The organism is Microcoleus sp. FACHB-672, from assembly GCF_014695725.1.
Taxonomy (GTDB): Bacteria; Cyanobacteriota; Cyanobacteriia; order Cyanobacteriales; family Oscillatoriaceae; genus FACHB-68.
In genome coordinates this window covers 162,027-175,044 of record NZ_JACJOU010000016.1, presented here as the reverse complement: position 1 = coordinate 175,044, position 13,018 = coordinate 162,027, and the positions used below count along the sequence as shown (strand labels likewise).

8 protein-coding genes are annotated in these 13,018 nt (G+C 45.2%); 3 read left to right on the top strand and 5 right to left on the bottom strand.

The window, feature by feature from the left end; translation table 11 throughout:
• Window positions 1-156 precede the first annotated feature (156 nt).
• Complete coding sequence (locus tag H6F56_RS12590; protein WP_190668585.1) at window positions 157-648, bottom strand: DUF4258 domain-containing protein; 492 nt, start codon at window positions 646-648, stop codon at window positions 157-159.
• 470 nt (window positions 649-1,118) lie between these two features.
• Window positions 1,119-2,651, bottom strand: coding sequence for a hypothetical protein (locus H6F56_RS12585; RefSeq protein ID WP_190668582.1), 1,533 nt, complete (start codon window positions 2,649-2,651; stop codon window positions 1,119-1,121).
• A 734-nt stretch (window positions 2,652-3,385) separates the two neighbouring features.
• Between H6F56_RS12585 and H6F56_RS12580 the strand changes: the two genes are divergently transcribed.
• Window positions 3,386-7,519, top strand: coding sequence for a non-ribosomal peptide synthetase (locus H6F56_RS12580; RefSeq protein ID WP_190668579.1), 4,134 nt, complete (start codon window positions 3,386-3,388; stop codon window positions 7,517-7,519).
• A 34-nt stretch (window positions 7,520-7,553) separates the two neighbouring features.
• Here the strand turns inward: H6F56_RS12580 and H6F56_RS12575 are convergent, their stop codons facing one another.
• Window positions 7,554-8,687, bottom strand: coding sequence for a YihY/virulence factor BrkB family protein (locus H6F56_RS12575; RefSeq protein ID WP_190668576.1), 1,134 nt, complete (start codon window positions 8,685-8,687; stop codon window positions 7,554-7,556).
• Window positions 8,688-8,766: 79 nt separating this feature from the next.
• Here H6F56_RS12575 and H6F56_RS12570 point away from each other — a divergent pair, with 79 nt between their 5' ends.
• Window positions 8,767-9,549: an SDR family oxidoreductase gene (locus tag H6F56_RS12570; protein ID WP_190668573.1), complete on the top strand. Its 783-nt coding sequence runs from the start codon at window positions 8,767-8,769 to the stop codon at window positions 9,547-9,549.
• 368 nt (window positions 9,550-9,917) lie between these two features.
• On the opposite strand, the gene H6F56_RS12565 is transcribed toward H6F56_RS12570, so the two are convergent.
• On the bottom strand, window positions 9,918-10,043 hold the full coding sequence (locus H6F56_RS12565; RefSeq protein ID WP_199312789.1) for a glycogen-binding domain-containing protein: 126 nt from the start codon (window positions 10,041-10,043) through the stop codon (window positions 9,918-9,920).
• A gap of 441 nt (window positions 10,044-10,484) precedes the next feature.
• Between H6F56_RS12565 and H6F56_RS12560 the strand changes: the two genes are divergently transcribed.
• Window positions 10,485-10,736, top strand: coding sequence for a hypothetical protein (locus H6F56_RS12560; RefSeq protein ID WP_190668569.1), 252 nt, complete (start codon window positions 10,485-10,487; stop codon window positions 10,734-10,736).
• A gap of 177 nt (window positions 10,737-10,913) precedes the next feature.
• On the opposite strand, the gene H6F56_RS12555 is transcribed toward H6F56_RS12560, so the two are convergent.
• A complete protein-coding gene (locus H6F56_RS12555) occupies window positions 10,914-11,741 on the bottom strand; it encodes a cyanophycinase (protein WP_190668563.1) in 828 nt (275 codons plus the stop codon).
• Window positions 11,742-13,018 lie beyond the last annotated feature (1,277 nt).

The following is a 13,018-nucleotide window of genomic DNA, read 5'->3' as shown; positions in this document are numbered from 1 at the left end:
TAGAGTCGTCTATCTTGAGAGCGCTGCTTCGCTTTTCATAATACTTATCGGGATTGAGACAAAAACTGAGCCGAAAAGAGCTTTAAACCTAGATAGGTAAAGAGCGCTCTCCCCGGCCCAGAGAAGTTTTCAGCCCCTTTAGGGGCTGAAAAATGCCTAAATCTGATTATGAGATCCAAACGCCCGTTCGATCTCGTTACGCGGGCAAGATTGATTTCTCTTCCCTTGCCACTTCACTCTCTTCTTCTGAGGGTTACAGTTATAGGTGGTAATGATTTTGGTCTCGTCAGAAATGACGGTCTCATCGGAGGGATCGCTGACGATGGTAATACCACCTTTGTCGAGAACTTTCTTGGCAGTCTTCATCTGGCGCTCGATCTTCCGCAGTTCGCCTCCGCGCTCTTCAGCTTGGCGCTGAAGTTCGGCGACTAAACGCGCTAATGCTTTCATCTGGCGCTCGATCTTCCGCAGTTCGCCTCCGCGCTCTTCAGCTTGGCACTGAAGTTCGGCGACTAAACGCGCCGCTGCATCTCGACTCAAAGTTGTTTTCTCATCCTGAGATTGTCCATATTGAATCACGAGTTCGAGCATCTCTTTCGTGATGCCACGCTGGTTCATTCGTTGAGCTGCATGATTGGTAATTTGCATAGAACTTTGTATATTAACGTAAGTGATGTATTTAGTAGCGTAAGTGATATATTTAGTATATATTGTACCTTTTCCCTTCCAAAAAAAGCTTAGAGGTACTCTCTGAGTATAAGCTGTATATCTGGGAATGTCAAGGGCAAAAGCCATCGTTGTTGACTTATGGTCAGAAGTTAGGGGTTTTGCGGCAGGTGGCGTTAGGAGTGGGACACGGGAGACTATTTGGCAAGGGGTTGAAGACGCGGTTGGTAATTTTTAGTGCTGAAAGTTTGAAACTGCTGCGAACGCCGGCAAGAACTCTTGGACTTTGCCCGTTTCCTGCATCAGCGATAGTTGCCTCTGGGACAGGCTATTATGATCTGCCCGATTGTTTATGTTTTAAATAGATGAAAAAAAGGGTGAGTTAATCATTAACCCACCCTTCTTAGTTGCTAACTGGAAGCTAGACGCAACCCAGTCAGTTCAAGCAAAATTTACTTGCCTTTTTTCGATTTCTTGTCGTTGATGTTCTTGGGGGGAATCTCACGTGCTAAACGTTCCCGACCAATCGGTTCGTCAGCTTCCAGAATGTTGTCGATTTCGACTTCTTTGCGAACATTTAGGGAATCACGACCGACAATCGGCTCAGGAATTTCAGGCGTACTAGCAGAGAGTTTGATGTCGCTAGGACGCATGGGGGGCACTGGAGGCGCTATATAGGGCGGATGATCCACTACCTGCTCTTGAACAGGTGGCAATCCCATTCCCACTTCACTGGTTACGATGGGCGGAATGGCAGGCGCACGTCGCTCATCATGCAGCTTGACAGTGTCAGTCTCAGACTGTTTGATTCGTTCAGCGGCTTGGTGCGTGGAGGACTCAACATCCTTCGCGGCACCTTGAATGGCGTTGCCTGTGCCTTTGACAGAAGACTTCACATCTTCAGCAGTCCCTTTAACGGTATCGACAACTGAGGGTTTAACTTGTTCTGCTGTATCGCTGACGGAATGCGCTACACCGCGAACCGAAGACTTCACTTCTTCAGCGCTACCTTTAACGGCATCAACAACCGAGGGTTTGACTTGTTCTGCCGTATCTGAGACGGAGTTGGCCACACCGCGAACCGAAGACTTAATTTCTTGGGCGCTACCTTTAACGGCATCGACGACAGAGGGTTTGACTTCTTCAGCCGCATTGCTGACAGAGTTTGCCACACCGCGAACCGAAGATTTGACGCTGCTGGCGCTATCCTTAACGGCATCGACAACAGAAGGTTTAACTTCATCTACCGCATTGCTCACAGAGTGCGCGGCATTGATTACAGACGGTTTAACCTCTGCAACCGCGTCTTTCATGGTGTTTGCTGCGTCTGCAACAGCCGGTCTGACATCGTTAACGGTATCCTTAACGGATTCTGCAATGCCTTTAACAGAGGGTCTGACATCGTCAACGGTATCCTTAACAGAGTCGGCAATGCCTTTAACAGAAGGCCCGACATCCTCAACGGTATGCTGAACGGATTGTGCAATGTCTTTTACTGCCGGTCTGACATCTTCAACGGTATGCTGAACGGAGTCGGCAATGTTTTTAACAGAGGGCTTGACTTCCTCAATCACACCTTTTGCGGCACCCCCGATATCTTCAACCTGGTGGCTCACACCTTGAGCAACGTCTTTAACGACATCTACGACTTCTTCAACGGTGTGGCTCAAACCTTCGGCTGCTTCATTTCCTGCGAGTCCACCGGCAACAGCGCCGGCAATTGCACCAAGCGCAGCACCGGCTCTACCACCGACTAAACGGCCAATGGTTGCACCGGCAACGCCACCGGCAGTCGCGCCAATGGTTGCGCCGACTGTATTAATCCCACCGCCAGACTGGGGCTGAGCGCTTTCGTCCTGCAGGTTAGAAATCTCTTTACTTTCGCTCAAAACAATGATTTCGTCACTTTTTTGAGCTTCAGGTTTCAAGATCGCGGGGTCAGTAAGGTCGTCTTTGATATCAAACGGCTTTTTGTTGTCAGTCATAACAATGTTTTCCTGTCTTACTTGATTTGTGGATTTTAGAAACTTGTCTGTCAAATCCCTTTTTAAAGAGATCGATTTATCTGACTTCAGAATAATTATTCAGTCAGGCTCTTCTAAGAATGGGTACTCTCTGCCAGTCACTAAAAGAGTTTGGTGTACGAAATGCCACTGCTAGGAGGGCTGAGGGAATGTAGTTTGCTGATGATAATCATCTCTAGCAAAGTGACGAAAGCAACAAAAACTCCTCATCCTCTCCTGTCAATTTTTGTTTCACCATTTATACATCTGAAGCCGATCTTCGGTGATGTCCCGCTATAATTTTTTAGCGACCCAGCAAGCGTTAGGTGGTGCTTGTTCACTTCTCTCAAGATAACAACTGTCGGGGCAGACGCGCACTCCTCTATAGAGAGAGATCGCGCCCCATCCACTTAGTCTCTAGTCGTAAATCTTAAGGTTGAGTGAGCTGATAGGCTAAGAGCCGGCCTATAATATTTCTGCCCCGATCCTTTTTTTTGAGAAGGCTTGCTAAATAATTTCAATGTAATCTAAGTCACATTTATTCCGCTATTGTCAATGTTAAAGATTGTCAAGTGGTTAATTTCCGTACAAGCCGCAAATTTGGAGAAAGGGATAAGCGGACTTTACATGACTGGTGAACATAAAACTTGTATATAGCCGAAACTAAATAGTGTTTGATACGCCTTACTATTTCTAAGATTGAGAGATTCCCAAAGATGAGCCAAAACCTTGCCGGTAACCACTTCACGGCTGATGAGACAGAAGCCAATACCGATCAAGAAGAAGTCTTTGTTTTTCCGGCATCGTTCGCTCAGCAGCGGCTGTGGTTTCTGCACCGGCTCGTTCCCGGCAACCCTTTTTATAATGTGGGATGTGCGCTTCGTCTCACCGGCACTCTGAATTTAGCAGCGTTAGAGGAGACTTTTAACGAAATTGTGCGCCGGCATGAAACTTTACGCACAACGTTTATCGCTATTGAGGGGCAACCCATGCAAGCGATCGCCCCTTGCTTGAAAGTGTCGATAGCAATCGCACACTTGCAGCACTTGCCGGCAGCTGAACGGGCAACAGCAGCGCGGCGACGGGTGAAAGCAGAGTTTGAGCGTCCGTTCAATTTAAAAGCCGGCCCTTTAATCCGCGTGACGCTGCTACAAATGGATGCCGCTGAATCCTTGCTGCTGCTGAATTTACATCATATTGTTGCCGATGGTTGGTCAATGGGGGTGCTGATTCGAGAAATCGGGGTGCTTTACCCAGCTTTTGCGGCTAAAAATGCAAAATTGAGCAATTCCCCAGCTTTACCAGAACTTCCTATTCAGTATGCCGATTTTGCGGAGTGGCAGCGCGAATGGTTGCGCGATTCTGTGCAGGAAACCCAGCTCGCTTACTGGCGGCAGCAGCTAGAGGGGATAGAAATGCTAAATTTACCCACAGATCGACCAAGGCCGGCAGTTCCCACCTACCGAGGCGCAAAACAATTGTGGGTGTTGCCACCGGCATTGAGTGAGGCGCTGGAGGCATTGAGCAGCCGGCAAGGGGTAACGTTATTCATCACTTTGCTTGCCGCATTTCAGACGTTGCTGTATCGCTACACCGGCGCTGAAGATATTGCGATTGGATCACCGATTGCCGGTCGCAACCGCAGCGAAATTGAATCACTCATCGGTTTCTTTGTCAATAGTTTAGTATTGCGAACTAACCTATCAGGAAATCCAACGTTTCTAGAATTACTCAGTCGGGTTAAAGAGGTTGCCCTCGGAGCTTATGCCCATCAAGATTTACCCTTTGAAAAATTAGTTGAAGAACTGCATCCAGAGCGAGATTTAAGCCGAAATCCTTTATTTCAAATTGCTTTCTCCCTGCAAAATACTCCGGTAGAAACCCTAGAATTACCCGGATTAACCCTAAAATTATTTGAATTTGACCCAGGCACCGCAAAATTAGATTTAGAATTCCACCTGTGGCAAGATTTAGAAGGGTTGAAAGGCCAAGTGGTCTACAGCACGGATTTATTCGAGCCGGCAACCATTAGCCGAATGTTGGGACATTTCCAAATTCTTTTAGAAAATATTATTATCGATCCCGAACAGCACATCGGTTATTTGCAAATTTTAACTGAGGCAGAGCGGCATAAATTATTAGGAAAATTTAATATAACTGTATCTCAAAATAGGCGCTGTTTCCATCACTTATTTGAAGCGCAAGTAGAACGCTACCCGGAGGCAGCCGCAATTGTTTTTGAAAACGAAAGATTAACTTATCGCGAACTGAACTACCGCGCAAATCAACTCGCCCATTACTTGCAAAAAATGGGAGTAAAGCCAGAGGTTTTAGTTGGGATTTGCCTAGAACGTTCTATTGAAATGATAGTGGCGCTGCTGGGGATCTTCAAAGCCGGTGGGGCTTACCTACCTTTAGATCCAAGCTATCCCCAAGAACGCTTGAATTTCATGTTAGAAGATGCTCAGGTATCCATCTTGGTAACTGATTCAATTTCAACCCCGTTATTTTGGGAAAATAGAGAAAGCCGGCAGCATGAATTTTCTATTATTTATCTGGGTAAAGACAAAAATAATGTTTCCCGACACAGCAAAGAAAACCCATCAAGCAACGTCACAACCGGCAACCTCGCTTATGTAATTTATACCTCTGGATCGACGGGACAGCCAAAAGGTGTTTTAGTCGAACACCGGGGACTGTGCAACCTGGTAGAATCTCAAATTGATGCATTTAATTTAAAGCCAAGTCACCGCGTTTTGCAATTTGCCTCTTTGAGTTTTGATGCTTCAATTTTTGAAATTGTGATGGCGCTGCAAGCCGGCGCAACTTTATACCTAGCAAAAAAAGAATCACTTTTACCGGGACAACCTTTAATTCAGCTATTACAAAAACAAGCAATAACTCACATTACCCTACCACCGGCAGCGCTAGCCGTGTTGCCGGCAGAAAAACTTCCGGCATTACAAACAATTATTTGTGCCGGCGAATCTTGCTCTCAAAATATTGTAAAGCGTTGGGCTGCCGGTCGTCGATTTTTTAACGCTTATGGGCCAACTGAAACCACGGTTTGGGCAACCCTTGCAGAAATTAGTGATGATAGTAAAAAACCGTCAATTGGTCGTCCAATTCTGAATACTCAAGTTTATATATTAGACCGAAATTTACAGCCGGCACCGATTGGCATTACCGGCGAATTGTACATTGCCGGTGATGGGTTGGCGCGAGGCTACCTTTGCCGGCCTGAATTGACAGCAGAAAGGTTTATTCCTAACCCTTTTAGGGAGAAAGGAAGAATTTTATCCCTTCAACCTTCTAGGCTGTATAAAACAGGGGATTTAGCGCGTTATTTACCCGATGGCAAGATTGAATTTTTAGGTCGCATTGATCAGCAAGTAAAAATACGTGGGTTTCGCATAGAATTGGGAGAAATTGAAGCGGTTATTAATCAATATCCAGCAATTAGAAAAGCAGTTGTAATCGTTTTAGAGGATATTTCTGTTAATCAGCGAATCGTGGCTTATCTCGTGTCGGCTAACTCGATTGCTGATCCCTCATCCCTGATCAATACTCTACGGCAATTTCTCAAAGATAAATTGCCAAAATATATGGTGCCCTCAGAGTTTGTCATTCTAGATACTCTGCCGGCAACCCCCAGCGGTAAAGTGGATCGTCGTGCTTTGCCGGCACCCAATGCTTTAACTCGCCTTCAACGACAAAAAACCTTTATTTCTCCTCGCACGCCAACCGAGTCAGCATTAGCAAAAATTTGGGCTGAAGTTCTTAATGTTGAGCGGGTGAGTGTTGGCGATAGCTTCTTCGACTTGGGAGGAGATTCACTCCTAGCGATTCGCCTCATGGAGCAAATTCACAAACAATTTTCTCGCGAATTGCCCTTATCTTCCCTTTTCTTATCTCCCACCATAGAAAGTTTAGCTAATACTTTATTTGCGGAAACAAAATCTCTCAAATGGTCGCCCTTAGTTCCGATTCAGCCCAAAGGCTCTAATCCGCCTTTTTTCTGTGTTCATCCCATCTTTGGCGTGGTGTTTCCTTATTATGAATTAGCCTATTATTTAGGAGAAAATCAACCATTTTACGGATTGCAACCCATCGGAATTGATGGCGAACAATCTCCTTTAACCCGCATTGAAGAAATGGCCGCTTACTATATCAAAGCATTACGGGCGGTGCAGCCGAATGGGCCTTATTTTTTAGGCGGTTGGTCTTTTGGGGGGTTGGTTGCGTTTGAGATGGCGCAACAGTTACAAAAAGCAGGAGAGGAAGTGGGGTTACTCGCTTTGCTAGACACGGCTGCACCTGTTGCCGGTAACAAATTTTCTTTCTGGAATGGTTGCAAATTTCTCTTTAACACGGTCAGGCGCTCTATTTGGCCATTTCTTCTGGATTACTTGTATTTGACGAACGTTTCGGAGAAGCATAAAACACAATCATTCACAAGTAATCTTCTTCGTTTAAGTAAGGTTTTTCAACTCAAAAATCGTAGGTCATTGAAGTTTATTTTAGAAAAGGCAGTAATGGTTAATTTAATGCCGCAAGAGGCTAAATTGAGAAGGCTAAATCAACTCACCATTCGGTCAATGTTTCGCGTTTTTCAGGCTAACAGTCAAGCCACTCTCAGCTATACTCCCAAAACTTACCCTAACCGAATTACGCTTTTTAAAAGTTGCGAACAGGGAAGTGCAGACAGTCAAGATCCAACGATGGGATGGAGTGAGCTGACTGAGTCGGGAACAGACGTTCATTTAGTTACCGGCAACCATCTAGAAATGATGAAAACCCCCAATGTTCAAGTTCTAGCAGAACAAATTGGGGGTTACTTTAATAAGTAATTAAAAACTTTCCTTTATCTTCGTCAGATTTCGCTTAACGGCGATTTTTGTTGATTCCCAACAGCTTCGTCCCGCTGCGATAAGCACCAATCATCACACTGAGGGCAATGGCTGCCGGGTGTGGGGGCTTTTTCTTCACCGGCTGATACTCAGGCGTCTCATCAGCCTCTTGTGTAGAAACTCGGTTGTCGCCGGCAACTCGGTTTTTTTCATGGGCAGCTTGCTTTTCATCGTCTTGAGCGCTAGCTATCTCCATATAACTTGTGCGGGGCATTCCTTCGCCGGCTCTAGCCTTTTCCGTGAGGGGCAAAGCATTTTTATTCGGCACAATTCTGGAGCCGTATTTATTTGCATAAACCTGCGTAAATTCAGCCCCAAAGAACAGAATTTGCGCGGAATAATTCACCCATAGCAGCAGCACAACAAACGAGCCGGCAGCCCCATAAGTTGAACCGACGCTGCTATTTCCTAAATACAACCCTATTAAAGATTTACCTATCGTAAATAGCAGAGAAGTAATCGCTGCCCCAATCCAAACATCACCCCAGGCAATTTTAGCGTCTGGCAAGACTCTGTAAATCATCGCAAACAGCAGTGTGATAACACCGAAGGAAAACAGAAAGTTAACCACTCGCCACACAATACTGAGGTTGGGTAAAAGATGACCTAAATAATTACTCACTGCCGTAAGTCCGGCGCTGACAACCAGTGAAACCAGCAGTAAAAAGCCAATTCCGAGAACCATTGCGAAGGAGGGGAAGCGGTCTTTTATCGCCCCTTTAATGCCTCGCCCTGGCTTCGGTGCAACTTCCCAAATCGTGTTGAGCGATTCCTGTAGTTGGTTGAAGACGTTGGTGGCACCAAATAAAAGAATAGCCACACTGATAATCGTGGCAATTGTGCCTTCAGCCGGCTTGCGGGAATTTTGAATCATGGTTTCGATTGCTTTTGCACCCTCCTCGCCAACCAAACCTTGAATTTGTCCGACAATTTCGCCTTGCGCGGCATCTTGGCCAAAAACCAATGCGACAATCGCAATTACGATAATCAATAGCGGCGCAAGGGAAAATGCGGTGTAATAAGACAGCGCTGCTGCTAGCCGCGACGCTTTATCTTCTTGCCACTCTGCAAAGGTTTGTTTGAGTAGCCCGATTATGTCAATTTTCACGGCATTTTGCTCCTTTAGATGGATGAATTTTATCGTTTTGACAAGTTAGGTTTCTTCTAACTAAAGGAAGAAAAATTGTATGCAACTCACAGATAAAGTTGCGCTTATTACCGGCGCAGGCTCTGGGATCGGTAAAGCCGCTGCAAAATTGCTGGCCAAAGAAGGCACGAAGGTGGCAGCGCTGGGACGCACAGAGGATGAATTGAAAGAAGTGGTTGAGCAGATTCAGCAAAGCGGCGGTGAAGCAATGTCGGTGATTGCTGATATTTCAGAAGCCGATCAGATGCAACAAGCTTATCAACAAGTTTCGGATAAGTGGGGCCGGCTCGATATTGTTTTTGCCAACGCCGGCATTAATGGTGTTTGGGCACCCATTGAGGAATTAAAACCTGAAGAGTGGGAAAAAACGATCAAAGTTAACCTCACCGGCACATTTTTTACCGTTAAATATGCGGTGCCTTATTTGAAAAAACAAGGCGGTTCAGTAATCATCACCTCTTCAATTAATGGCACTCGCGTCTTTAGCAACACCGGCGCAACCGCTTATTCTTCCACCAAAGCCGGTCAAGTTGCTTTCGCAAAAATGGTTGCACTAGAACTTGCTGAGTCCCGAATTCGCGTCAATGTAATTTGTCCGGGGGCAATTAGCACCAATATCGATCAAAATACAGAACAGCGTAATATTGACTCTGTAAAGGAGCCGGTGGAGTTTCCCGAAGGTCAAATTCCTTTAACTGATGGCAAACCCGGAACCTCGGAACAAGTCGCACAATTAGTGCTATTTCTAGCCTCCGAAGCTTCCAGCCACATCACTGGCACTGAAATGTGGATCGATGGCGGCCAATCTTTGCTACTAGGCTAAGAGATCGTTTTAAAAATATCTTTTCTTCTCATATCCAAAGAAGGGAAAAGCATCGTCAAGTGCTTGGCTCCTAAATAGAATCACAAAGCCTGATTCAACCTTTAAAACATCCGCTTAGCTAATCTGCGTTTATCTGTGCTTAAATAATCTTCCTCATCATTCACTTAGCCGACTGCAAAATTAACAGTTTTGCTGTCGTTTCTGGCAAGTCAAGTATCATAGTTCCCTCCACAACTGTTTATACCGCAATTGTCGATTAAATCGCGCCAGATTCGCGCTAACGGGAAGTTAGGAACTGAGTAGCCGGCCAAACTTTTACCGAACTGAACCCGGAATTTATAGCGATAAATGCTATCTTCCAGCTCAACCTATGTCCGAAAGTAGCCATCCTCATCTTTTTCCATCGGGATTTCTTTCCAGTCGGAGAATGACCCAATTAACTCTGCTGCTTTATTGTTGGGAGCGAATAACTTAAATTCAATAGAGCAAGCCATCAACCGTTCAACTTTGTTTCTGAGGGTATGAGTCCACCTATTTTGAGGGATTCAGTGAGGCGGGTCATCATTCTGCGGAAATATAAAAATCTCTTCACAATTTGTAATATTAGCTACGGAACCGGGGTTTTTCCTGCTTGTGGATTATAAAAAAACCTAATTTTGTAGCTTTAGAAACATTTTTTTACCAAAAATAGATAAAGCTTTAGACAGAGGTGATTGGAAACTTTAATGACGAGAATGGGGTCATAGGTAGAAAGCCAGCGGGTACAAAAAAAACTATCTCTATATTACCCGAATGGATAACCTTTCTCTAGTTTCTACCAGAGCTTTGGGTTGCTCATAATCACTTATAAGTTGTTATCAATGGCAGTCTGGGCCGATTGACTAGGGAACTTGTCTGACTCCAAAATTCACCTTATTTTTATAGAGGAGTTTCCCATGCTAAGAGAAATGTGCTGGTTACCCACGCTCGGATCGAGTGAAGAGAAAATCTTGCACCTGCGAACCGCAGCCAGTGATCCCTGGCGACCCTACAAGGCTTTTCCACAATTTGCCGTCCCAGACTATCAAGTTCCTGGAGGATCTAAGGGCTGGGCAACCTATCAAAAACTCATGAGTGCCGGCTGGAAGTTAGTGTCTACCTCTCAGGCGCAGTCGTCTGCTGCCGACGAACAGCTAAAAAGTGCTTAAACTTATCAAATGCGCTCGTTCTTAACGCTATCAAACAATCCTAACGAGCGCAGCTACTAACAACTTTTAAACTGCTGGTTTTTTGGGAATGGGCAAGAGATTCGGGCAAATTAGTCCCGCCTCTTGCCCATTTTTTTAGTTTTAGACCCTTGCTCTTTTGAGGCCCTACTGAGCGGTTTATGCCATCGGCGCAGGAACTCTTTCAAGAACCGGCTTTCGGGTTTTTAAGTTAAAGCGATATCCATGTGGCAGAATGTGGAGTTTAGCGCCGCAAACGGCTAAAGCCTCATCTTTCAAAAGTCCATCGATGTTGTCATGGGTTTTTTCGGTTTCATCGATGACTGTCACCGCGCCTTCGCCCACAACTTCAAACTCGTCACCGTTGACAATAATTGCTGTGTTCTCGTCAATTCCTAATCCCAAAACTGCCGGCTGCTGTACCAGTGCTGAAATTAAGCGGCCCAAGCGTCCACGCTGTGCGAAATGCTGATCCACTACGATCCCCGGCAGGAAGCCCATACCAGGACCCATTGCCACCACATCCACACGAGGATTTGTCTCAGAGTCTCCCTCAATAATCATTTCGTCGGGCATCATCGCGGCACCTGCACTTGTCCCCCCCACCACGATTCCTTCAGCGTAGCGTCTGTGAATCGCTGTATCGAGTTCGGTGTCTTTTAACAACTCGATAATACGGGCTTGATCGCCGCCGGTGAAAAACACGGCGGTGCAATTTTCTATGGTTTCTAAGTAGCTGGAGTCACTTGCATCTTCGCGACGTTCGCTGTTAACGACTCGAACATCTTCAGCACCTAACCGCTCAAACACTCTGACATAGTTATCTCCAACTTCTCTAGGCAGGCTGGTTGCAGCGGTCATTACGGCAATTCTAGCTTTAATGCCGCCGGCGCGTCGCACGAATTCACGAAGGATTTTGCAGTCTCCTTCCTTATCTTCCGCCCCACCAATAATGACTAATTGCCCACGGTTTTGATTTTCCGACATAGTGCCTCTAATGCTGATTAAGTTAACTATTAATAAAACATGACAATGTATTTCGTTAACACATCCTCTAGGTATAGATTGAGACAGAAAATTAAACAGAAATTAGTAACGCTTGTCACTCCTTTCGTGAAGGCTGCCAACCGCACCAATGATTAACTTTATCTTTAAAGTTCGTTGAGCCGGTAGAAATGCCGCAAAACTGAGCATTTCAGCTCGCTCACGGGGTCGGCACTCTAAAAAAGTTGGGCTTGAGGACAGACCAAGCTGGCCACCTTTGGAAGCAATCCTTAAACACTCGTGTGCTGGTTTTGCGCCGCGAAGCTTTTCACTCGCGATAAACAGCTCTCTAGATAAGGACAGTCTTCACATTTGATCGCTGTCCCCGGATTAGAACAGCCACAGGGCAAATTTAAAAGGCATTCAGAAGGTGCTTTAGATGTTAAAGGTTGCCTGAGTAGAAACCGGCAAGCTGTTTCGCGAAACAGAAAAATAAGATCTTGAGATATCATATTTTTTTTCCTTAATTGCGTAGCATGGGTGATATTTACCGTAGGGTAACCGCCCCGGCTCCTCTAACGCCCCTAAACTTATCAAAGCAACTCAGGATTATTTCAACTAAAGGTTTTTGGGTCTGCTAAACAAGCCTTATGTTCTGCCGCTTCACTCAGTCAATTATGAGTTTGGCAGACAAAATATCAGAAAATTTCAACAAAATATTGATGCAATTTTTTAAAAAGATTATCTAGCTTAAAACCTTTTAGCTGCTTCAAACTCTCTTCTCCAAATCAAATAACATCCTGAATTGGACAATTTTAAAAGCTTGACTGGCGAATTCTAGTCTAACAACTGCGATAGCAGAACAGCTTCATCCTCACAGAGTATTTCGATATAACTTAAGGAGTATTTTAAGGTTAAGTTGTTGGGTGAGCAGTAATACAGACTAAAGCAAACTTCCTGTGGCTCACCTTTTTAAGCCGCCTTTTAGTTGTCTCTCACGCAGCAGATAAACAAGCTCCTGCCAGCTCTGAAGTGAGTATTTCTCTCTAATAGCCATCCTAAACAGGGAATTTTTAATCCTAACTTTTTTAATTTTATACTGATTAGGTTAAGTCTTTGCAGCCGGCCATCGAGATTTGCTGCGCGGCGGAGGCTGGCGCTTAACCGATTTATCCTCAGCCGGTAATTTGAGTAAGCAAACCTCAAAAATTTCTAAGACAAAACCCAAAAATGCCGCGTGTTTTTGCTGCTGATGCAATTAGCTAAAATTCCCTCATTCT

Excerpts from the sequence above, each read along its gene's own strand:
- H6F56_RS12565 (WP_199312789.1), bottom strand. The coding sequence starts at position 10,043 with ATGGCTTGCTCTATTGAATTTAAGTTATTCGCTCCCAACAATAAAGCA.
- H6F56_RS12560 (WP_190668569.1), top strand. The coding sequence starts at position 10,485 with ATGCTAAGAGAAATGTGCTGGTTACCCACGCTCGGATCGAGTGAAGAG.
- H6F56_RS12590 (WP_190668585.1), bottom strand. The coding sequence starts at position 648 with ATGCAAATTACCAATCATGCAGCTCAACGAATGAACCAGCGTGGCATC.
- H6F56_RS12585 (WP_190668582.1), bottom strand. The coding sequence starts at position 2,651 with ATGACTGACAACAAAAAGCCGTTTGATATCAAAGACGACCTTACTGAC.
- H6F56_RS12555 (WP_190668563.1), bottom strand. The coding sequence starts at position 11,741 with ATGTCGGAAAATCAAAACCGTGGGCAATTAGTCATTATTGGTGGGGCG.
- H6F56_RS12570 (WP_190668573.1), top strand. The coding sequence starts at position 8,767 with ATGCAACTCACAGATAAAGTTGCGCTTATTACCGGCGCAGGCTCTGGG.
- H6F56_RS12580 (WP_190668579.1), top strand. The coding sequence starts at position 3,386 with ATGAGCCAAAACCTTGCCGGTAACCACTTCACGGCTGATGAGACAGAA.